Here is a 20,318-nt window from a genome sequence, read left to right on the forward strand (position 1 = left end):
GGGGGCGTCGGACTTGAGACATAGCCACCCAGAACATAAAAGGAGACAACGATGCAATTCACCACGCTGATCAAGACCCTGGCCGTCCCTGCTGCCCTGATGATGGCGGCAGGCCTGGCGTCGGCACAGAACTACCCGACGCGACCCGTCACCATCATCGTCCCGGCACCGGCCGGAGGCGGCATCGACCTGATCGCCCGCGTCGTCGGCGAAAAACTGTCGGTCAAGCTTGGGCAGCCCTTTATCGTCGAGAACCGTCCGGGTGCATCCAACAACCTGGGTACCGCAGTGCTGGCCAACGCCAAACCCGATGGCTACACCATCGGCATCGTGGGCGGCAGCCACAACATCAATAAATTCCTCTTCAAGAACCTTGGCTGGGATCCGGAAAAGAGCTTCGAGCCGATCGTCTACACCCACGAAATCCCGCTGGTGTTTGCGATCTATCCGAAACTTCCGGTCAAGACGATGCCCGAACTCGTCAACTGGATGAAGGCCAATCCCGCCGAGGCCAAGGTTGCCACCTCCGGCCGCGGCAGCGCCCAGGAGATGGCTGCGGAAATGTTCCGCATGGTGAGCGGCGTGCCCATGCTGCTGATTCCCTACAAGGGCTCGTCCGCCGCCCAGCCCGACCTGGTGGCAGGCCGCACGGTGCTCTACATCGACACCATCAGCGCCATCCAGGAACAGGTCAAGGCCGGCAACGTCCGCGCCGTCGCGGTATCGAGCCGAAACCGATCCAAGACCTTGCCCAATGTCCCGACCGCCGAAGAACAAGGTCTCAAGGGCTATGACGCCAGCACCAATGGCGGCTTCCTGGCGCCTGCGGGCACGCCGAAAGACATCGCGGCCAAACTCAACACCGAGATCAATGCCGCGTTGAAGCTGCCCGAGGTACGCGCCAAGCTGGAGGCGGCCGGCATCGAGGTCCAGGGCGGCACTGCGCAAGCTTATGCGGCGCAGATCAAGTCAGATTTGGCGAAGTGGGGGAAGGTCGTCAAGGAAGCGGGAATCCAGCCGGAATAACGATCGCTCGGGCGGGCTTGTTCGGTGGCCGGCGTCCGCCGGCTCACGGTGCGCGTCATCGCGCGGCTTCCGAGCATGCCCGCAAGGCCTGCAGGCAGAATTCGGCGACGACCTCGGCCATCTGGTCGACATCGAGCGGTTCGGCGGAGATGGCCGTCACACGCTCGTTGCTGGCCGTGAGCGTGGCAAGGCCGTGCGCGGCAATCCACACCGCGAACGCGAGTTTGTCTTCCGACAAGTGGGCCGGCGTCCGCCCCGCCAGGCATGCCTCCACCGCGTGCCGCACGCGCGAGAACGAGTTGCCGGCCGCCTCGATCAACTCCGGATATTCGTTGCGCCGTTCGATGGTGGGGCCGAACATCAGGTGAAAGCGCGCAGGGTATGCCTGTGCAAACTCGGCGTAGCCCACGAGCAGCCCTCGCAGCCGGTCCGCCGGCGTCGCGTTCGGCAGCCTGGCCGCGCGGATGCTCTTGAAATCCTTGAGTTCGCGAAACGCCTGCGCCGCAATCGCGGCCAGCAGGCCATTGCGATCGTGGAAATGATGGGACGGCGCGCCGGGCGACACCCCCGCGAGCTTCGCTGCCGTCCGCATGCTCATGGCGGGAATGCCTTCGGTATCCAGCAGATGCAGACCCCAGGCAACCAGCGACGCACGCAGGTCGCCATGGTGCCACTGCCCTTCCGGCTTGGTCGCACCGCCCGGTGCCGCCTTGCGTGACCGGCGTTGCCGCATGGCGGCGTTGGAGTCTTGGGTCATGCCTGAACAGGAAAAGCAAGGGTCGCCATCTTACATGGCGATCTGGCTATCCACGGGCTCCGATGCCTGCGCCGCCGGACGCCTGCGCAGCGCCGCCTTCACGGTGGCGTACTGCACGCAGAACAGCAGCCCCTTGGATGCCGCCGGAAACACCGCGATGAAGGCCGGCCACGACGCCGCATGCCAGACCGCCACGACCACATTGAGCGCGGCCGACACCAGCATCAGCGCCGCCCAGACATAGCCGAAGAACGTCATCTCGGGCTGCACGCGCGGGGCCACGGCGGGCGGAACGTAGCGGTTCATCCAACCCTTGCGCAGCATGACCAGTCCGATGATCAGGAACAAGACGCTGGGCTTTGCCATCACGAAACGCGGGTCCGACGTCAGCCACGTCGCCACCGACGACACCACGACCGACGCCAGGCTGATCCACTGAAGCACCGCCACCGGCCGCCGATGCATCAGTTCCCGACCCACCACAGCCAGCGCCACCACCAGCCCCGCCAGCGTGGCGATCCGCACATCCACGCCCAGTGCCATCAGCACCGCAAACACCAGGACGCCGAGCGTATCGAACACGACCGGCTTTGCCACACGCAAGAGCTGGCTCATGCGAACTCTCCTTCCACCCAATTGCCATGGAAGCCGAATGGCACGCGCTGTGGCAACTCCACCGTCGCCACCGGGCCGGCTTCCATCTCGCGCGCGTCGAAAACCAGCAGCTCGCTGGAATTTGAGGCGCCGCGCCACACCACGGCCAGGATCCAGCCGTCGCCTTCCTCGGTGCCGCGTGGTACGAACACCGGTTCCGATGTGGCGTCGTCCGATGGCAGCCAGCAGGTGCGCGATGCACCCGCCGAGACGTCGATATGGACAATGCCGCTCAACCCCTCTTCGCCGGGCCGGGACGCCGCGAACCAGCCATGCCGGTAGCGACGCCCCGCGAAGCGCTCGTCGATGCGCGGAAATTCGCCGGGGATATCGCACAGGCGCTCGCTTGTGAACGCGCCGCATCCGTCGGCGAGGTCGAACGTCCAGCGAGCCAGATAGGCCTGTTGCCGCGAGGGGTCGCCGGGCGATCCGTCGGGGCGCGGAAACAACGGCACTTCGTCGTAGACCATCACATCGGCCACCAGCGCGTGGTCGGTCTCCCAGGCGTTCATCGCGTGAAATACATAGCAGGCGGGGCCTTCATACCAGCGCAGGTCCGCCGCAGGCGCGTCGCGCCGCATGACGCCGATCATCGCCGCGCGGCCGGCCTCGAACGCATAGGCCGGCAGCCCCTTCTCCACCCGTTCGCGGCTGCCGGTCAGGGGCAGGATCGGTATCAGCAGATGCCGCGACGTCATCATGAAGTCGTGCACCATGCTGCAATACGGCGCATCGAACTTCGCATAGCGCGCGAGGCGCCCGTCGGGGCCGATCGTGCCCACCGTGATGCCGCGCGTGAGCGGCCCATCGGCGTTGTAGCCAAAGAAAAACATTTCCCCGGTCTGCGGATCGATCTTCGGGTGGGCCGTGAAGGGGCCCTGCTGCGCGCCATAGTCCGCATAGCCGAGGGTGTCGAGCGTGCGCGGCGCCATCAGGGTGGGCCGGTGCCCTTCTTCCAGTGCCAGCAACCGGTTGGCGTGCCAGACGATATTCGTGTTGGCGACGCCCCGGTCATCGCCCACCCACTCGGGCGCGTCCGGCACCTTGCCGGCGAACGTCCGGAACAGCGCGCGCCCGGCCCGGTCCTCGTCCCGCCACTTCGGCGTGCGGACCCATCGGTTGCGATAGGCGGCACGACCATTGGCCAGCGAAATGGCATGGATCATGCCGTCGCCGCCAAACCAGTGCGTCGCCGGCGTCGGAAAACGGGGATTGGGGCCATTGCGAAACAGCGTGCCCGTGAGCGCTGGCGGCAGTTCGCCACGAATGACCAGGCTGGACGACTCGATCTCCCGCGCCACCGGCCCAAAGTTGCCGACCGACCATATGCTCTCCGGCGCACTTGTTTTTTCTTCGCTCATGCCCGCCTCCCGTTGAACTAATCACTGCATAGTTCGCGGTATTGAAGGTGCCCGATAGCGACAAGTCAAGGAGATTGTTACGGGAGGACGCGGCGCGGATCGGCGCCGGGATGGAAAGATCAACGGCGGCTTCGGATCGAAAGAGACAAGCATCCCGCTACCGCCGGGCGCCCTCGCGGCAGCGCTCGGCCGAACGACGGTTTGGCACCGTGCGCCCCGTGCATATACTGACATTTCCTCGACCGTTCTCCGCAACGCCAGGATGACGGCGGTGACGACGGCTGATGCCAACGCGCAGCGCGCACAGGCATGTCCAACCGATTGACCCGGCTGGGCATCCGGATGCCGACAGTGAACCAGCAATGGAGACGATGATGGACAAAGCCGATCACCGGAAGCCGCTCTACAAATCCCTCTACTTCCAGGTCATCACCGCCATTATTCTCGGCGTCATCCTCGGCCATTTCTATCCGCACGCCGGCGAGGCGATGAAGCCGCTGGGGGATGGCTTCATCAAGCTGATCAAGATGATCATCGCGCCGATCATCTTCTGCACGGTCGTGGTGGGCATCGCCGGCATGGAGGACATGAAGAAGGTTGGCAAGACCGGCGGGCTGGCGCTGCTGTACTTCGAGGTCGTGAGCAGTATTGCCCTGCTGGTCGGCCTGCTGATCATCAACATCGTCAAACCCGGCGCCGGCATGAACGTCGACGCATCCACCCTCGACACGAAGGGCATCGCCGCCTACACGGGGCCCGGCAAACTGGAAGGCACGGTCGATTTCCTGCTGCACGTCATCCCGAACACGGTGGTGGATGCCTTTGCCAAGGGTGAGATCCTCCAGGTGCTGCTGTTCGCGGTGATGTTCGGCTTTGCGCTGCACAGGTTCGGCGGCCGCGGCACGCTGGTGTTCGACTTCATCGAGAAGTTCTCGCACGTGCTGTTCACCATCGTCGGCTACATCATGAAGGTCGCGCCGATTGGTGCCTTCGGCGCCATGGCCTTCACCATCGGCAAGTACGGCGTGGGCTCGCTGCTGCAGCTTGGCGAGCTGATGGCGACCTTCTACGCCACCTGCCTGTTTTTCATCTTCGTCGTGCTGGGCACCATCGCCCGGGTGCACGGCTTCTCGATCTGGAAATTCATCAAGTACATCAAGGAGGAGTTGCTGATCGTGCTGGGCACGTCGTCGTCGGAATCCGTGTTGCCGCGGATGATGGCCAAGCTGGAGAACCTGGGCGCCCGCAAGTCCGTCGTCGGACTGGTGATCCCGACCGGCTACTCCTTCAACCTCGATGGCACCTCCATCTACCTGACGATGGCGGCGGTGTTCATCGCCCAGGCAACCAACACCGACATGACCCTGACGCAGCAGCTCACGCTGCTCGCCGTGCTGCTGCTGACCTCCAAGGGCGCCGCCGGCGTCACCGGGAGTGGCTTCATCGTGCTGGCGGCCACGCTGTCGGCGGTGGGACATGTTCCGGTGGCGGGGCTGGCCCTGATTCTCGGCATCGACCGCTTCATGTCGGAGGCGCGCGCGCTGACCAACCTGATCGGCAACGGCGTGGCCACGGTGGTCGTGGCGAAATGGACTGGCGACCTCGATGTCGAGCGGATGCACCGCAGGCTGGATGGCGAGTCGGACATCGAGGCCGACGAGCCGGAAGTGGTGCTCGACCAGACCGCAGCCCATATGCCGGTGGCCGACACCACGATCAGCCGGTGAGCGAGTCCAGCTTCAGCGTCCCATCCGGCGGTCGTAGCTGCGTGAGACGCGGTCGAGCAGGCCGGAATCGCGCGGGTTGGCAGCGTTGAATTCCACGCGCACGCTGCCGTCACCCTGCTGGCGGACACTGGCCGTCACGGTGTCGCCGCCTTGCGTGCCAACGACGATGCCGCTGCCGGGGTCCTGATTGGTGACCGTCAGGCCCTGATCCCGCATGGCATCCGCGGCCGCGTAGAACGAACGGTCGTAGCTGGCCGGCGCCCCCGCCGGGGCCGGGTATCCGTAGTAAGTGCAGCCCGGCAGCGCGAGCACGGCAGCGAATACCAGGGCAATCGGCGTGCGCATCATGATGACATCCTCCTATAGTCGAGGCGGAGGCCAGGGCTGAACCCTGGCCTGGCGCGCCGATGCCAGCAAAAGTGCCTCAATTTCCTTCCGGCACCGATGGAGGCAACTGTCCACCACCGTCACGGCGCTGTCAATCAGGCGCGAAGCTGGCTCAGGCGAGCCGTCCTCCGTGCACGGGCGCACCGCCCATCGGCATGTCGATGCACAGGATGGCGCCTGTGGTCGATTCGGTCATGAGCAGCGTCTTGCCGTCTTCGCCGCCGAAGCAGAGGTTGGTCAGCGATGCGCCCGTCGGACTGCGAATCACCTCCACAGGCTCGGCACGATGATTGAGAACCCAGACATAGCCGAGCCCGGGATTCGCCACCAGCAGATGCCCGTCGGAACGCATGGCGAGGCCATCGGGGCCGCTCGGCCCGTAGGACGTGAAGAACTGGCCGACCTTGCTCACCGAACCATCCGCCTGCAATGGCACGCGCCAGACGCAATTGCCGCGTGTCATCGCGACAAACAGCACCTTTTCGTCCGGCGACAGCACCAATCCATTCGGGCTGGGGGCATTGGCCAGAAGGAGGTCGAGCTTGCCCCCCGGGCTCAGGCGATACACGCGACCGGCAGGATCATGCATGCCGGTCTGGCCCTGGTCGGTGAAATAGAGATTGCCCGCCGAATCGAACGTCAGATCGTTGACGCCACGGAACCGCTCCGAATTCCTGCGCTCGAGGAAAGGGCTCACGTTGCCCGTCCTGATATCCAGGCGAACCAGGCCGTTGCGATAGTCGGTGATCAGGAAGTCCCCGCCAGCCAGGCGCTTCATGCCATTCGGCTCGCCGTCATACTCCGCGACGAGTTCCCAGTCGCCCTGCATCGACACGCGAAACACGCGGCCATAGGGAATATCGGTCACCCAGAGATGATCCTCGGCCCACACCGGCCCTTCGAGGAACGAGTCGATGGTGGCCCCTCCGCGATTGGCGTGCGCCCACGCATTGTCCTTGTCGTGCCGACGGAATGAATCCGGAAGCGTTGTCAGCACCTTGGCGTCACGCACGACGGGTTGCTGGGCGAGAAACATGGCTGGCTCCTGGCTTATTGCTTTTCGATCTGGGCCCGCTGCGCGACGGGAGCCCACTGCGCGGTTTCCCGCTGGATCAGTTGCGCAAACGCGGGGCTGTCCATATTGCCTGGCTGCGCGCCCATCGACGCCAGGAATGACTTCATGTCGGGGGCCAGGAGCGCCTTGTGAATCTCGGCTTGCAACCGGGTCACGACATCGGCTGGCGTGCCCTTCGGTGCGGCCAGGCCGGACCAGTTGAACAGGCTGAAGGCGGGGACGCCGGCTTCCGCAAAGGTCGGAACGTCCGGAAACACATCCACCCGGCTCTTTCCGCTGATGCCCAGCAGACGCATCTGCTTGCCTTTCACAGGCGCCAGCGCGGTCGGCGTCGACACAACCAGCAGGTCCACGCTGCCGGACAGCAGCCCGACCATGGCTTCGCCCGCGCCCTTGTACGGAACGTGCATCAGCTTGATGCCCGCTGCCTGCTGGAACGCCTCGGCGGCGAAATGCGGCGAACTGCCCGGGCCGCCGGTTCCAAATGTCACCTCTCCGGGATGTGCCTTGGCGTAGCTGACCAGCGAGGCGAGGTCCTTGAAACGCGAATCGGCCTTGACGCCGAGCACGACCGGCGAGAACGCGAACGGCGCGATCGGCACCAGCGCCGTCTGATGATCCCAGTTCAGCTTCTTGAAGACATAGGGCAGCGTCGTATAGGAATTGTCGTTCGCCAGCAGCGTGTAGCCGTCGGCCACCGCGTTGACGACCTGTGACGTCCCAATCGTGCCCGATGCTCCCGGCTTGTTCTCGACCACAAAACTCTGCCCGGTCTGCTCGGTCAGCTTCTGGGCGATCTTGCGGGTCACCACGTCAACGGCGCCGCCGGGAGGATTCGGCACGACGATCCGCACCGGCTTGTCGGGGTAAGCCGCGGCGGCGGGTGCCATGCCGGTGCACAAGAGCGTCGCCATGATGGCGACGTAAGCAACTGTTCGGTGAATCATGATGTTGTCCCCTGGTGCCGCGGCAGACGCGTCTATCTTGCCGCGGCACGCTTGTTTTGACTATCGGAATGCGCCCTGCGGCACTTACGCGAGCTGGTTCGCGTGCTGCAGGACCGCAAGCACGTTCCGTGCGGCGCCCACCCCCATGTTGACGTAGGCCGCGTCGCTGACGCCTCCGATATGAGGAGACAGGATGAGGTTGGGAATCTCGCGAAACGCGTGCACCGCGGGCATCGGCTCGATGGCAAAGCTGTCCAGCCCGGCGGCGTACAACTGGCCCTTTTGCAGAGCCTCGACCAGCGCCGGTTCGTCGATCAGGCCGCCGCGCGCCGTGTTGACGAGGATCGCGCCATGCTTGAACGTCGCCAGCGTCTCGCGGTTCAGCATGCCGCGATTCTCTTCCGTCAGCGGGCAGTGCAGCGACACCACGTCCGATTCCCGGTACAACTGCGGCAGGTCCACGAGCGTCACGCCGTCCGGCGCCGTCTTTGCATAGGGATCGAAGGCGATGACGCGCATGCCGGTGGCGACGCCGATCACCGCGGCGCGACGGCCAATCTCGCCGAGCCCGACAATGCCGAGCGTGCGTCCGTTCAGCTCGATCGTCTTGTGGGTCGCCTTGTCCCAGTGCCCGCCGTGCATCCGGTCGTTCAGGAAGGGGACGGCCTTGGCACACGCGAGGATCAGCGCCCACGCATGCTCCGCCACCGCGGCGGCATTCGCACCAACGGCTGCCTTCACCGCAATGCCCCGCTCGGCCGCAGCCTGCTGGTCGATCACATCGATGCCGCTCCCGTGCTTCGAAATCACCTTGAGCGACGGCGCCGCGTCCATGACGCCGGCGCCAACCTTGCCGTAGCGCACGATGATGGCGACGGGATCCTTTTCACGCGCCAGCGACTCGATGGCGTCCTCGGCTGGCTGCTTGCCGGCGAAGCAGACGTCAAAGTCGGCGAGCAGATGCAGGGCCTCCGGCGCGAGATCGTTCCCCGTGACCAGGACGGCGGGCTTCCTGGTTCCGGTCACAGCGATTCCCCCTCGGCCAGGACACCTGCGGCGCGCAGTTCGCCGTCCAGCCAGCCCGGGCGCAGGTCACCGGCCTTGATGGCGGCGATGCGTCGGGCTTCGGCATCCACCTTCTTCTGCGCCAGTTCGAGAATGGCGGGCACGTCTTCACGCGGGATGACCACGACCCCGTCGGCGTCGCCAACAATCAGGTCGCCGGGGTTGATCGCCACACCGGCCACCGACGCGGGCCAGTTCACCAGGCCGCCAATGGCCTTGGTCGGGCCGCACGGGTTGGTGCCGGCGGAGAAGACCGGGAACTTGCCATGGGCCAGCTCATGGGAGTCACGCACGGCCGCGTCGATGACAAAGCCCGCAACACCGGATTCCTGCGCCTGGGTCGCCATGATCTCGCCGCACAGGGCGGCAGTCTGGTCCCCCTTTCCGTCGACAACGATCACATCGCCCGGCTTTGCAATGGCCAGGGCCACGTGAAACATGAGGTTGTCGCCCGGGCGGACTTCCACGGTCAGTGCGGGGCCGGCGATCTTCATCGAAGCCGACAGGCCTTGTACGCGCGCATTCAGCGTGCCGCGACGGCCCACGACGTCGGCCAGGATGGCGGCCTGGAATTGCGACGCACGCGCCACCAGTTCGGGCGAGACGCGCTCATATTCGCGACGAATCGCGGGAGATGCTTTGGCTTGGGTGCTCATGTACGACTCCAGATATTGCAGAAACAGGGATTATTTGGTGGAAGCGGTCTTCCACAGGCCTTCGAACTTGCCGCGCTGCGTGGCCATGTGCTGGCTCCACGCCGCGCCGGACAGATAGGAGATGCCGCGCGCCTCATTGACAGCGCGCGCCAGGAATTCGGGGTCCCTGGTCGTGGCTTCGATGGCGGCCTGCAGACGCTTGCTGACGTCCGGCGGCAAGCCGCGCGGCGCGGCGAAGCCACGTTCGGAAGAGATCACGATGTCGAGCTTCTGCTCGCGGGCGGTCGGCACATCGGCCACGCTTTGACGGCGCGCCTCGCCGAGCTGAGCCAGGATCTTCACGTCCTTCGACGCGCGATCGGCCTCGGTGTATTCGGTTGTGCTCATGGCCATCACGTCGATGTGATGACCGAGCAGGCTGGTCTTGGTCTGCGACGTGCCGGCGAACGGAATGTGGTTGACCTTGGCGCCCGTGGACTGCTGCAGCGCCAGCGCCGCCATGTGCCCGTTGGTGCCAATGCCGTTGCTGCCCATCGACAGGCCTTCAGGGTTGGCCTTGAGCTTCGCCACGAGGTCGGCCAGGGAAGCCAGCTTGCTGTCCCCCGCCACCACGAACATCGCGGGGTCATCGATCACGCGGGCCAGCGGAACGATCGCAGCGGGTTCGTACTTCGGCTTGCGCTGGATGGGAATGGTGAGGAACGACGGCGTGGAAATGATCCCGAGCGTGTAGCCATCCGCGGCGGCGCGCGATAGCCCCACATAGGCAATCTCGCCGGACGCGCCGGGCTTGTTCACCACGACGATGCGCGCCTTGCCGCCCAGGTGTTTTTGCAGGTACGGCGCCATCGCACGCGCCAGCAGGTCAGTACCACCACCCGCCGCAAAGCCGACATAAACCTCGATGGGCCGGTCGTCCGGCCAGGCCGCATGGGCCGACATCGATGTGGCCGCGAAGGCCGCCAGAAGAAGGGATCGCGTCGAACGCATTCGTTGTCTCCGTGTTGCGTTGTACTCTGTACAACATCGTTGTATTTCCGTGAGACAAATATAATCCGTTCACGCTGCCATTCCATTTATCGTTTACCCGTGTACGGTACAAAATGGTGTTGTACATCGTACAATGCAAAAAACCTGCACTGGAACGATCTATGAGTAACCACGGGGTAGCTGCAGTCGAGAAAGCGCTCGGCCTGCTCGACTGTTTCCGGCTGGGCGCCGAGATGCTGTCACTCGCGCAACTGTCCGCCGCGTCCGGCATGCACAAGACGACCGTCTTCCGCCTGTTGAATTCACTGGAACGGATGAGCTACGTGGTGCGCGCGGCTGACGGCCGCTATACGCTCGGCCCACGCGTGCTGTACCTCGGCAAGCTGTACGAGCAGTCGTTCCAGCTCGGCTCGGTCATCGAACCCGTTCTCCAGGACCTCGCGGCCGCGACGAAGGAGAGCGCCTCCTACTATGTGCTTCACGGCGACGAGCAGCGGATGTGCCTGTATCGTGCCGAACCGAGTGAAGGCCTCCGCGAAACGCGACTGCCCGGCACCATCCTTCCGCTCGATGACACCGCGATCGGGTCGGTGCTGAAGTTCTGGGGCAAGGGCGAGGAAACCGCGCAGAAAGCCGACCCGCTCCCGTGGTTCACCTCTGGTGCGCGCGATGTCTATACGGCGGCGTTCGCCACGCCGCTTTTTGGCGCCGGCGACAAGTTCATGGCAGCGCTGGCGCTCTCGGGGCCGGCTTCGAGACTGGAAGCTGCCGATCGCGCCGAAATCGTGCGCGTGCAGCTGGTTGCCGCCACCAAACTGTCACGCATGCTCGGGGCGAGCCCAGGCTGGTGCGAGCGCATCTATGGAGAGCGGGCATCGCAAAAGCAATGAGTGCTTTTCCAGCGCGTCGAATGGCTCCTTTGCGCCGCTTCCGCAATCAGTTCTGACAACGGTATGCATGATGCGTCCCTCCACGGACATGGCCCCGGATTTCGCGCAGTCGCGCAAAGATCCGCATCAGGACGAGTCTGGTCGCCACGCGCGTAACGAGGGCACTGCCGGGGATTGATAGCGCATCGATGCGGAGCGAGAATCAGGCACCACGCTGCCAGAGCGTCCCGCGCACGACCCCGGTCGACTTGTCAGGAGTTCCAGATGGACACTTCCTTCCACCATTTCTCTGATCTGTTCGCGCAGCTCGGCCTGCCATCCGAAGAAGCCGACATTCGCGCCTTCATCGCCAAACACTCCCCGCTCTCGCAGGACATTGATCTATGGGAGGCGCCATTCTGGACGCCGGCCCAGGCGACTCTGCTGCGCGATGAGTTCATCGAGGATGCCGACTGGGTGGAGACCGTAGACCAGTTGAATCTCGCGCTGCGCGCGCCGGCTTGAGCGGCGCGGACGCCAGCTTTCATCAATGATTCCCGGGCGGTGGAATCGCGGTCATTCACCGCAACACTGACGAGCGTTTGCCGACGCGGACATGGAGGGTTCATGCGAGCCCTCTGATCTCATATTGGCCGACAACGTGTCGATCAGGGGGCAAGACGCCTCATTACCATGGGTGTGGCATTGCCCGATGAGCGTCTTCAGTTCCGCGCGCAATCGCCGCAGATCCTTCAATCTCTCTTCCACAAGCGTGAGCTTTTGTTCGGCCAGCGCGCGGGCCGTGCCGCATGTGTTGCCATCGTTCTGTCGCAGCAGTATTCGGACTTCATCCAGGGTGAAGCCGAGCGACTGGGCCTGGCGAATGAAATGAAGCCGCTGCAGGCTCTGTTCCGAATACTGGCGAATGGCGCCAAAGGCGCGCTCCGGCACCGGCAGCAACCCGCACCGCTGGTAGTAGCGCACCGTCTCCACGCCAACACCAGCCGCACTGGCCAGCTTCCCGATTGTCAGTGTGTGCTCCATCGCTTGACTCCGTACCTGGGTACGGACCTAGGCTAGGCGTAAACAGCGCATAAGGGAAGGACGGATTGCATGTCGATGGGCAACGCCGGGGATCAGGTCGCCAGCCATGGTGGCCGCCTGCCGTCTGCCGCCGATCGGCTGTGAGGTAAAGAGACATGATGAGCGCCGTCAAGCTGCAATCCATCATCACCTGCCCCGCGTGCGCGCATGCGAAAGAAGAAACCATGCCCGTCGATGCCTGCCAGTGGTGGTATGAGTGCGAGCGCTGCCACGCGATGCTAAGGCCCAAGGCTGGTGATTGCTGCGTCTTCTGCTCGTATGGCACCGAAAGGTGCCCGCCCATGCAGCAGCAGTCTTGTTCGTGCTGTTTGGCGACAGTTGGGACGCCGCGCTGACTCGCATCACTCGCGCAGGCCACAGTCGTTCCGGCCCGGAAGCCGGCGGGCGCGATCAATAAAACGGGTGTACGAACCGGCAGCGCTGCTGTTGCCGGCGCAGGGGCAGCGCTGCATGACACATAGCCTCGATGCGGTTCCTTTCGGCAGATCCCGGCTCTTACCCAGCCATGCTTGTCCACGGTAACGCGTTTTTGCTCGTCAGTACGCCACGCCCGCAATACGTCGAATGACGTCGCGGGACATTCAGGGGGGCTCTATGCAATCGCGGATCATTCGTGTTCTACCCGCAGAACGTGGTTGGGCACTGGAGTTCGGCGGCCTCGATATCAAGACCCAGAAATTTCCAACGATGGAAGCGGCAATCGCAGCCGGTTGGGACGTAGCCAGGCGAGAGAACGCCGAATTGCACATCCATCGTCACGACGGCGACGTGCACCTGCGCGCCGCATGCGGTGACAAGGAACAGGAGCCGCAGCGATGACGCCGCCCTAGCCCCGTTCCCAAGCACTTCCACAACAGCGCCGACGAGATCCAGTACGTCATTTCGGGCAAAGGCACATTCTGGCTGGGCACCGAACAGCGCGAGGTCGGCCCCGGTGACCTGATTGTCATTCCCAAGGGCGCCGCGCACGCGGGTTCGATCGCCACCAGCGGCGAATTCAAGGCACTGGCAATCAAGTTGCCACCGCAGGCCGCCGGCGATACGCACCTGCTGCCCTGAACCCTCCACGCGTGAGGCAGCGACTCTGGCTCCCCCAAGTCGAGTTGCTGCCAGACCGGATTCGCAGTCGCAATTTCCCCGCAATTTCCCCGCAGATGCCCCGAAGATGTCCGTGAGGCCCATGGCAAGTCGACGGCGGCCAGCCGCTGCTCAGCTGCATCGCAACGTGGCGAGACTTGCAGCCTAGCGCATGAAAAAATCGACTTGTCTGGCGATGATTAATTCATTTTGTGAATCAAAATGACGTCGCTACACTGAGTCCTGTACCGCAACAACACCGGTACATCAGCCCCCGGGCAACCCCAGGCAAACATCCATCCAGATTCATCCTTCCGATAACGACGCTCACACCGTCGTGCTGGTGTCCTGCGCGTCGAAATCGTGGCGCCCAGCGCATCCCCATAGAAATGCACAGAATGAAACTCCTCGCTCTCTCCTCGCTCGCCGCAGCGCTTCTGGCGTCAACCCTCTCTTGCGCCGCACACGCGGCCGACGCCAACGATCCGATCCATCCCTTGACGCGCGCCGAAGTGCGTGCGGACCTTGAAGCGTGGCAGCGTGCGGGCCTCGCCGACGAATGGCGCGGCGATGGCACACCGGACATCTACAGCGCGGAATACCTGCGAAAAATGGCCACCTATGAACGCCTGCGAGCGACCCGAAGTGGGTCGCCAGCCACGGCTCATGCCGCCAGCGTTGGATAGTCCGTGTATCCGCGCTCGGGTGCACCGTCCATGTGATAGAGCGTCGAGGTATCGACTGGATTGAGTTCGGCACGCTTCCGCAACCGGTCGACCAGATCCGGATTGGCGATGAACGGACGGCCGAACGCGACGGCATCGGCATGGCCTTCGTCGATGACCTGCTCGGCCGCCTCCAGATCGAACCCGTCGTTCGCGATGATCACGCCGCCAAACTCGCGCTTGAGTCGCGGCAACAATGCGCCCTCGCCTGCCGTCTCACGCAAGAACAGAAAGCCGATGCCGCGCGCGCCGAGCGCCCGGGCGGCGTAGCCGAAGGTTTCTTCCGGCTCACTGTCCGACATCGAGTTCATGGGGGCACGCGTCGACAAGTGCACGCCGACGCGATGGGGCTCCCATACCGTCGTGACCGCGTCGGCCACCTCCAGCAGCAGCCGTGCCCGGTTCTCAATCGGGCCGCCGTAGTCATCGGTGCGTCGATTGGTGCCGTCCTGCAGGAACTGATCGAGCAGGTAGCCATTGGCGCCGTGGATCGTCACCCCATCGAAGCCCGCAGCCTGAGCATTGGCGGCGGCTTGCCGGAATGCGGCGACGATGCCGGCGATATCCTCGCGCGTCAGCGGACGTGGTACGGCATAGGGACGCATCGGCCGCAACAGGCTGACATGGCCCTCGGCGGCGATCGCGCTCGGTGCCACCGGTTGGCGGCCCTGGATCAGGTCCGGGTCGGAGATGCGACCCACGTGCCAGAGTTGCGCCACGATACGGCCGCCGGCCTGGTGGACGGCGTCGGTGACCAGCTTCCACCCCGCCACCTGCGCCTCGGACCACAAACCCGGCACGTTCGGATAACCCACACCCTCCTCGTTCACCGGAATGCCTTCTGAAATCAGCAGGCCAGCGGATGCCCGCTGGGCGTAGTACTGCGCCATCAGCGCGTTGGGTACATGAACCGGGTCCGCTGCGCGCAGGCGCGTCAGCGGCGCCATCACGATGCGATTTGGCAGCGTCAGGCCGCCGAGCTGCAGCGGCTGAAACAAGGCCGAGGCACGATTGCCATGTTGCATGATGAAATCTCCAAATCAGGAAACGATGCCCCGCCGCAGCCATGGTGGCCACGGCAGGGTTCCGTCGATTTACTCGCCGTACGGGAATAGCAGGCGCCCTTCTCCGGGTCGGCCGGCAACCGCGGCAGCGGTATCCGGCAGCGCAACGAGCAGGATCGCAAGGGCGATCCACGCAGCCATGAATCCTTTCATGGCCGGCTCCCCGCCAACGACGCTTCGAGGGCCTTCAGTCCATCCCGATAAATTCCGTCGAACAGGCGCGAAGCCTCTTCATCGCTCACGCCAGCCGGCGTGAACTCACCAGACCATTCGACACGCGATGCCTGATCGCCATCGATACCCACCACACGCAGCGTCGAGCGGTAGCCGGTCACCGGAAACGGTGCCTCGAGAATCGAGTAGCTGTAGCTGCGACCGCTGTTGTCGAAGGCTTCCAGCCGCTCCACGATGGCATCGCCGTCCGGATTGACGAGGCGGCGCACGCGCCCGCCCTCGCTCGGTTCACTCTTCGGGATGTAGGGCAGCCAGTCGGGTAGCGAATGGAAGCCGCCAATCAGTTGCCATACGCGGTCCGGGGCAACGGGCAGTGTCAGGGTTGCAAATGCTTGTGCCATGACGGGCTCCTCAAATGCGATCGCCGGGCAGTGGCGCGTTTCCGGCCACCAGGCCCTGCGCACGCAGGTCACGCCAGAAGTCGGCGGGAATGGTTTCCTTCAGCGCCGCGACGTCTTCGGCGATGCGCTCGGGCCGGCTGGCGCCAGGAATCACGGCGGCGACGGCCGGATTCGCCAGCACGAACTGCAAGGCTGCGGCCTTGACGCTCACACCGTGGCGTTGCGCAACCGCCTTGATACGCTCGACCCTGTCGATGATCGCGGGCGATGCCTTCTGGTACTCGAAGTGCGCGCCCCCGGCGAGAATCCCGGAGCTGTAGGGACCACCGACCACGATTTCGGTCTTGCGCTCGGCTGCCTTGGGCATCAGGCGCTGCAGGGCACGCTCGTGATCGAGCAGCGAATAGCGGCCGGCCAACAGGAAGCCGTCGGGCTGCGCTTCGGCGAGGTCCAGCGTCAGCTCGATCGGCTCGACGCGATTCACGCCCAGGCCCCAGGCCTTGATCACGCCCTCTTCGCGCAGGCGGGTCAGGGCACGGAAGGCGCCCTTGCGGGCGGTCTCGAAGTAGGAGAGCCACTCGTCACCGTAGAAATCCTGCGCAATGTCGTGGATCCAGACGATGTCGATGCGATCCGTCTTCAAACGCTTCAGGCTGTCCTCGATCGAGCGCAGCGTGGCGTCGGCGGAGTAGTCATTGACCATCCGGTTCGGACGGCCAGTCGCGAACAAGCCGCTCTTCTCGCCAAGCGCACGCGCGCTGGCGTTTTCCACGTCATCCAGAATCAGACGGCCGACCTTGGTGCTGAGCACATAGTCGTCGCGCTTGTGTTTGCTCAGTGCGTCGCCAAGCCGGATCTCGGCCAGGCCCGCACCGTAGAACGGCGCTGTATCGTAGTAGCGAACGCCCTGCTCCCATGCCGCATCCACGGTGGCCTGCGCCTCCGCTTCCGGGATGTCGCGGAACATATTGCCCAGCGGGGCGGTACCGAAGCCCAGCACGTTGCCTGCGAGTTTGTCCTTGATGGTCATAACTGCTCCGTATCGAAATGAGTTGAGGTTGAACGCAGTCTAGGGTTGCGAATTGAGTCTGTCCAAGACAGAATATGGAAGACTTGAGTCCCGTGAGGTCTGAAATGTTAGATATCCGACAACTTCACTATTTCGTGGCGGTCGCCGAGGAAGAGCACGTGGGGCGCGCTGCCGAGCGGCTCCATATCTCCCAATCGCCACTTAGCCGACAGATTGCCCAGCTCGAGGAAAAGCTCGGGCTGGTGCTGTTCGAGCGCTCCCAGCAACGCATTCGCCTGACGCGGGATGGCCGTACCTTCCTGGCCGAGACCCGCGCCTTCCTGACGCACGGCAATCGGCTCGAGTCGCTGGCGCGACGCCTTGGCCGAGGCGACGAGGGTGGCCTCTGCATCGGCTATCTCGAGTACGCGATGCACTCCGGCGTGTTGCCCAATGCACTCCGCGAGTTGCGGGAAGGTCGCCCGGCGGTGCATATCGCCTTGTACAACCAGCAATCGGATGTCCAGCTCGAAGGCTTGCGGCAACGCAGTCTCGATATCGCACTCGTGTGCGAGCCCCCGCACGCGGACGATCCGGACCTCGATGCCGCCCAGGTCCTCAATGACCCGATGCTGCTCGCCATACCAAAGGGGCACGCGCTTGCCAGCGCAAAGGCCCTCACGCCGGACGACCTCGCGGCGCAGAAATGGATCGGTGTGATGCACAAGGAGAGCGCGCTGCGGCACGACACGTTCATCGCGGCCTGTGCGAAGGCCGGCTTCACGCCAGCGATCACGATGGAAGCCACGGAACCGCTCGCTGCGCTTGGACTGGTCGCCGCCGGACTCGGCATCACGACAATCCAGCAAAGCCTGCGTCACCAGGCACCGGACGGCGTGGTACTGCGCGAGTTGTCCTGGTTCACCTACCGCACGCCACTATGGGCAGCCTGGCACCGGATCAACCTGCGGCCGCTGGTGGAACAATTCCGCAAGACGCTGTTGCAAACCAGCGGCGTGGCGCCGGAGACTGCGCCTGCCGAGGTGGACGGCTGACGCTCCGGTCACCCTCATTCCCGTTTCCCCGCCTGCCGCGCCCAACCCACGGAGTCGCTCCATGAGAAAGCTCATCGCATCCACCTTCGTCTCGCTCGATGGCGTCATGCAGGCGCCGGGCGGCCCGGAGGAAGATCCCACGGGCGGTTTCGCCTTCGGCGGCTGGGTGTTCAACTACTGGGACGGGAACATGGGCCGCTCCATGAGCGGCTTTGACGGCAAGGACCGCGAGCTCGTGCTCGGCCGCAGGACCTACGAGATCTTCGAGGCGTACTGGCCGTACCAGCCGGCCGACCACCCGATTGCGCAGACGCTCAATGCGGCCAGGAAGCACGTCGCCTCCCACACGCTGAAGACGCTGCAATGGCACAACTCGACGCTCCTGCACGGCGACGTTGTCGCGGCTATCGCGGCGCTCAAGTCAGAGGCGGGACTCGACCTGCAGATCATCGGCAGCGGGAACCTGATCCAGACGCTGCAGGCCGCGGCGCTGATCGACGAATACAACGTGTGGACCTTCCCCGTCGTGCTCGGGCGCGGCAAGCGGCTGTTCGAAACCGATGCGACACCCTGCGCGCTGCAGCTCGTCGCTTCGCAAGTCTCGACCACCGGCGTCGTGATGAGCACCTACGTGCCGACCGGCGAGGTCCCGCTCGGATCGTTCGCGCAGGACGAGCCGAGCGCCAAGGAAGTGGAAAGGCGCGCCAGGCTGGCGCGCGAGGCGGGCGGGTTCAGCCCCACCCCGACACATCGCTGAAGCGCGTCTTCAGGAAATCGATGAACACCCTCACGCGGGTCGGCATATGCTGGCGGCTCGGGAACACCGCGAAGATGTCCAGCACGGTGGGCTGGTAGTCGGGCATCACATGCCGCAGCCGCCCTTCCCGCAGGTCGTCGCTGACCATGTAGATCGGGTGCATGGCGATGCCGTGCCCGAGGATCGCCGCATGCCGCAGCGCTTCCCCAAAGTTCGCGCGAATCGTGCCGGTCACGCGCACTGACGTATTGCCCTCCGGTCCCTTGAAAGCCCAGGTATTGGTCGGCGACTTCAGCGCATGCACGAGGCAATCGTGCCGAAGCAGGTCCTGCGGCGTCGCGGGATGGCCGCGCGCGGCGAGATAGCGGTCCGACGCCACCAGGATCTGTGGCACCACGGCGAGCTTTTGCGCGACATAGCTCGTGTCCCGCAGCGATGGCGCGATGCGGACGGAGAGGTCGAGTCCATCCTTGACCAGATCGACCCGACCATCGTCCAGGTGCAGGATCACCTGCACGTCGGGGTGCAGCGTGGAGAACTCAGTCAGCAGCGGCACCAGGTGGAACGCGCCGAACGACGGCGGCGTCCCCACCCGCAAGGCACCGCGCGGCGATGTGATCGATCCCTCGATCGCGGCCTGTGCCTGGTCGTAGCGTTCGAGCAGGTCCGTGCCGGCATCGAGCAGCGACAGTCCGGCATCGGTCAGCGCCACGCTCTTGGTGGTGCGCGTCAGCAGCCTTGCGCCCAGCGACTCTTCCAGCCAGGCCACATGCTTGGTCACATTCCCCTTGGACATGCCCAGCCGCTCGGCGGCCGCCGAGAAACTTCGGCCCCTGGCGACTTCCAGAAAGACCTCGATACAGCGCAACCGGTCCATATCACCCTCTTTGTTTCCAGTCTGGAAACAACAAATTCTCGTCCATGTGCTTCCCGGTCGCAAGTGGGATCGGTAGTCTTGGCACCGATGCGAGCGCTTTCGCTTGCTTCCAACACGAAAACAATCGATGTCGCGCCCCCACGCCCTGCTGCCTCTTTGCCAGCAACTGCTGCACCGCTTCTTCCACTGTCTCGACCAGTCGGATTACGACGGCCTGCTCGCGCTGTTCGATCCGGACGGCATCTGGCACCGGCAAGGGGTGGTGCTGCGCGGCCACGCGGCGATGGCCGAAGCGCTGCGAACACGTTCGACGACGCAGCGCATCCGCCATGTGCTGAGCAATGTCCTCGTGCACAGGCATGACGACCACGTCGCCGAGGTGGGCGGCTACATGGCGGTCTATCGCTTCGACAATGGCCAACCGCAGGACGGCCTGGTGACGATCGACGGCCCGTCACAGCTCTACGCCGTGCAGGCCACGATCCGGCTCGCCGCGGACGATGCCACGTTGGCGGCGCTGACCATCACCCCCGAATTCCGCTTCGTTGCGGCGGCCTGAGG

Annotated in this window: 25 protein-coding genes and 1 pseudogene; 11 read left to right on the forward strand and 15 right to left on the reverse strand. The window is 64.5% G+C overall.

The genetic code is table 11. The features are described 5' to 3' along the window. The first annotated feature begins 51 nt into the window (after window positions 1-51). Window positions 52-1,026: a Bug family tripartite tricarboxylate transporter substrate binding protein gene (locus tag BLR29_RS15910; RefSeq protein ID WP_092137981.1), complete on the forward strand. Its 975-nt coding sequence runs from the start codon at window positions 52-54 to the stop codon at window positions 1,024-1,026. A 55-nt stretch (window positions 1,027-1,081) separates the two neighbouring features. Here BLR29_RS15910 and BLR29_RS15915 read toward each other — a convergent pair whose 3' ends face one another. The 3 genes from BLR29_RS15915 to BLR29_RS15925 are packed head-to-tail and all read right to left on the reverse strand — an operon-like array spanning window position 1,082 to window position 3,798. After that, window positions 1,082-1,783, reverse strand: a complete 702-nt coding sequence (locus BLR29_RS15915) for a TetR/AcrR family transcriptional regulator (RefSeq protein ID WP_092137982.1) — start codon at window positions 1,781-1,783, stop codon at window positions 1,082-1,084. A gap of 30 nt (window positions 1,784-1,813) precedes the next feature. Then, window positions 1,814-2,398, reverse strand: coding sequence for a septation protein IspZ (locus tag BLR29_RS15920; protein WP_092137983.1), 585 nt, complete (start codon window positions 2,396-2,398; stop codon window positions 1,814-1,816). Then, complete coding sequence (locus tag BLR29_RS15925) at window positions 2,395-3,798, reverse strand: carotenoid oxygenase family protein (RefSeq protein WP_092137984.1); 1,404 nt, start codon at window positions 3,796-3,798, stop codon at window positions 2,395-2,397. Before BLR29_RS15925 ends, BLR29_RS15920 begins: the two co-directional genes overlap by 4 nt. A gap of 374 nt (window positions 3,799-4,172) precedes the next feature. Between BLR29_RS15925 and BLR29_RS15930 the strand changes: the two genes are divergently transcribed. Then, window positions 4,173-5,525: a dicarboxylate/amino acid:cation symporter gene (locus BLR29_RS15930; RefSeq protein WP_092137985.1), complete on the forward strand. Its 1,353-nt coding sequence runs from the start codon at window positions 4,173-4,175 to the stop codon at window positions 5,523-5,525. A gap of 12 nt (window positions 5,526-5,537) precedes the next feature. Here BLR29_RS15930 and BLR29_RS15935 read toward each other — a convergent pair whose 3' ends face one another. From BLR29_RS15935 to BLR29_RS15960, 6 genes are all read right to left on the reverse strand, one after another. Further along, window positions 5,538-5,870 (reverse strand): hypothetical protein, encoded by a 333-nt coding sequence (locus tag BLR29_RS15935; protein ID WP_092138253.1) that lies wholly within the window; start codon window positions 5,868-5,870, stop codon window positions 5,538-5,540. Window positions 5,871-6,024: 154 nt separating this feature from the next. After that, complete coding sequence (locus BLR29_RS15940) at window positions 6,025-6,948, reverse strand: SMP-30/gluconolactonase/LRE family protein (protein WP_092137986.1); 924 nt, start codon at window positions 6,946-6,948, stop codon at window positions 6,025-6,027. Window positions 6,949-6,962: 14 nt separating this feature from the next. After that, window positions 6,963-7,934: a Bug family tripartite tricarboxylate transporter substrate binding protein gene (locus BLR29_RS15945; RefSeq protein ID WP_092137987.1), complete on the reverse strand. Its 972-nt coding sequence runs from the start codon at window positions 7,932-7,934 to the stop codon at window positions 6,963-6,965. Window positions 7,935-8,018: 84 nt separating this feature from the next. Continuing rightward, window positions 8,019-8,960, reverse strand: a complete 942-nt coding sequence (locus BLR29_RS15950; RefSeq protein ID WP_092137988.1) for an NAD(P)-dependent oxidoreductase — start codon at window positions 8,958-8,960, stop codon at window positions 8,019-8,021. Beyond that, entirely contained in the window at window positions 8,957-9,655 is a 699-nt protein-coding gene (locus BLR29_RS15955; protein ID WP_092137989.1) for an RraA family protein, read from the reverse strand. Before BLR29_RS15955 ends, BLR29_RS15950 begins: the two co-directional genes overlap by 4 nt. 30 nt (window positions 9,656-9,685) lie before the next feature. Next, a complete protein-coding gene (locus BLR29_RS15960; protein ID WP_092137990.1) occupies window positions 9,686-10,645 on the reverse strand; it encodes a tripartite tricarboxylate transporter substrate binding protein in 960 nt (319 codons plus the stop codon). A 161-nt stretch (window positions 10,646-10,806) separates the two neighbouring features. Between BLR29_RS15960 and BLR29_RS15965 the strand changes: the two genes are divergently transcribed. Together BLR29_RS15965 and BLR29_RS15970 are read left to right on the forward strand one after the other, a co-directional pair. Further along, the gene (locus tag BLR29_RS15965; protein WP_092137991.1) at window positions 10,807-11,535 is read left to right on the forward strand and encodes an IclR family transcriptional regulator; all 729 of its coding nucleotides are present in this window, start codon (window positions 10,807-10,809) and stop codon (window positions 11,533-11,535) included. A 264-nt stretch (window positions 11,536-11,799) separates the two neighbouring features. Further along, complete coding sequence (locus tag BLR29_RS15970) at window positions 11,800-12,039, forward strand: DUF2789 domain-containing protein (RefSeq protein ID WP_092137992.1); 240 nt, start codon at window positions 11,800-11,802, stop codon at window positions 12,037-12,039. A gap of 51 nt (window positions 12,040-12,090) precedes the next feature. Here BLR29_RS15970 and BLR29_RS15975 read toward each other — a convergent pair whose 3' ends face one another. Further along, window positions 12,091-12,558, reverse strand: a complete 468-nt coding sequence (locus BLR29_RS15975; RefSeq protein ID WP_092137993.1) for a MerR family transcriptional regulator — start codon at window positions 12,556-12,558, stop codon at window positions 12,091-12,093. A gap of 158 nt (window positions 12,559-12,716) precedes the next feature. Between BLR29_RS15975 and BLR29_RS32875 the strand changes: the two genes are divergently transcribed. From BLR29_RS32875 to BLR29_RS15995, 4 genes and pseudogenes are all read left to right on the forward strand, one after another. Next, on the forward strand, window positions 12,717-12,953 hold the full coding sequence (locus BLR29_RS32875; protein ID WP_092138254.1) for a GDCCVxC domain-containing (seleno)protein: 237 nt from the start codon (window positions 12,717-12,719) through the stop codon (window positions 12,951-12,953). A 259-nt stretch (window positions 12,954-13,212) separates the two neighbouring features. Then, window positions 13,213-13,437 (forward strand): DUF2188 domain-containing protein, encoded by a 225-nt coding sequence (locus tag BLR29_RS15985; RefSeq protein WP_092138255.1) that lies wholly within the window; start codon window positions 13,213-13,215, stop codon window positions 13,435-13,437. A 15-nt stretch (window positions 13,438-13,452) separates the two neighbouring features. Beyond that, window positions 13,453-13,677 (forward strand): annotated as a pseudogene (locus BLR29_RS15990) (cupin domain-containing protein); the annotation flags it as partial. 416 nt (window positions 13,678-14,093) lie between these two features. After that, window positions 14,094-14,381 carry a DUF4148 domain-containing protein gene (locus tag BLR29_RS15995; RefSeq protein WP_255371276.1) on the forward strand — a complete coding sequence of 96 codons (288 nt, stop codon included), beginning with the start codon at window positions 14,094-14,096 and terminating at the stop codon, window positions 14,379-14,381. Here BLR29_RS15995 and BLR29_RS16000 read toward each other — a convergent pair. The 4 genes from BLR29_RS16000 to BLR29_RS16010 form a co-directional block, all read right to left on the reverse strand. Beyond that, window positions 14,360-15,445, reverse strand: coding sequence for an alkene reductase (locus BLR29_RS16000; RefSeq protein WP_092137995.1), 1,086 nt, complete (start codon window positions 15,443-15,445; stop codon window positions 14,360-14,362). The genes BLR29_RS15995 and BLR29_RS16000 overlap by 22 nt on opposite strands. Before the next feature lie 69 nt (window positions 15,446-15,514). After that, on the reverse strand, window positions 15,515-15,637 hold the full coding sequence (locus tag BLR29_RS32880; RefSeq protein WP_255371277.1) for a hypothetical protein: 123 nt from the start codon (window positions 15,635-15,637) through the stop codon (window positions 15,515-15,517). Next, window positions 15,634-16,059: an SRPBCC family protein gene (locus BLR29_RS16005; RefSeq protein ID WP_092137996.1), complete on the reverse strand. Its 426-nt coding sequence runs from the start codon at window positions 16,057-16,059 to the stop codon at window positions 15,634-15,636. The genes BLR29_RS32880 and BLR29_RS16005 overlap by 4 nt, the downstream gene beginning before the upstream one ends. A 10-nt stretch (window positions 16,060-16,069) precedes the next feature. Beyond that, the gene (locus BLR29_RS16010; protein WP_092137997.1) at window positions 16,070-17,089 is read right to left on the reverse strand and encodes an aldo/keto reductase; all 1,020 of its coding nucleotides are present in this window, start codon (window positions 17,087-17,089) and stop codon (window positions 16,070-16,072) included. Between the two features lie 104 nt (window positions 17,090-17,193). Here BLR29_RS16010 and BLR29_RS16015 point away from each other — a divergent pair, with 104 nt between their 5' ends. After that, window positions 17,194-18,123: a LysR substrate-binding domain-containing protein gene (locus tag BLR29_RS16015; protein ID WP_092137998.1), complete on the forward strand. Its 930-nt coding sequence runs from the start codon at window positions 17,194-17,196 to the stop codon at window positions 18,121-18,123. Window positions 18,124-18,184: 61 nt separating this feature from the next. Beyond that, entirely contained in the window at window positions 18,185-18,880 is a 696-nt protein-coding gene (locus tag BLR29_RS16020; protein WP_092137999.1) for a dihydrofolate reductase family protein, read from the forward strand. Here the strand turns inward: BLR29_RS16020 and BLR29_RS16025 are convergent. After that, a complete protein-coding gene (locus BLR29_RS16025) occupies window positions 18,855-19,757 on the reverse strand; it encodes a LysR family transcriptional regulator (protein ID WP_092138000.1) in 903 nt (300 codons plus the stop codon). The genes BLR29_RS16020 and BLR29_RS16025 overlap by 26 nt on opposite strands. A gap of 127 nt (window positions 19,758-19,884) precedes the next feature. Between BLR29_RS16025 and BLR29_RS16030 the strand changes: the two genes are divergently transcribed. Then, window positions 19,885-20,316 (forward strand): nuclear transport factor 2 family protein, encoded by a 432-nt coding sequence (locus BLR29_RS16030; RefSeq protein WP_092138001.1) that lies wholly within the window; start codon window positions 19,885-19,887, stop codon window positions 20,314-20,316. Window positions 20,317-20,318 lie beyond the last annotated feature (2 nt).

It is taken from the genome of Cupriavidus sp. YR651, from assembly GCF_900101625.1.
Lineage (GTDB): Bacteria > Pseudomonadota > Gammaproteobacteria > Burkholderiales > Burkholderiaceae > Cupriavidus.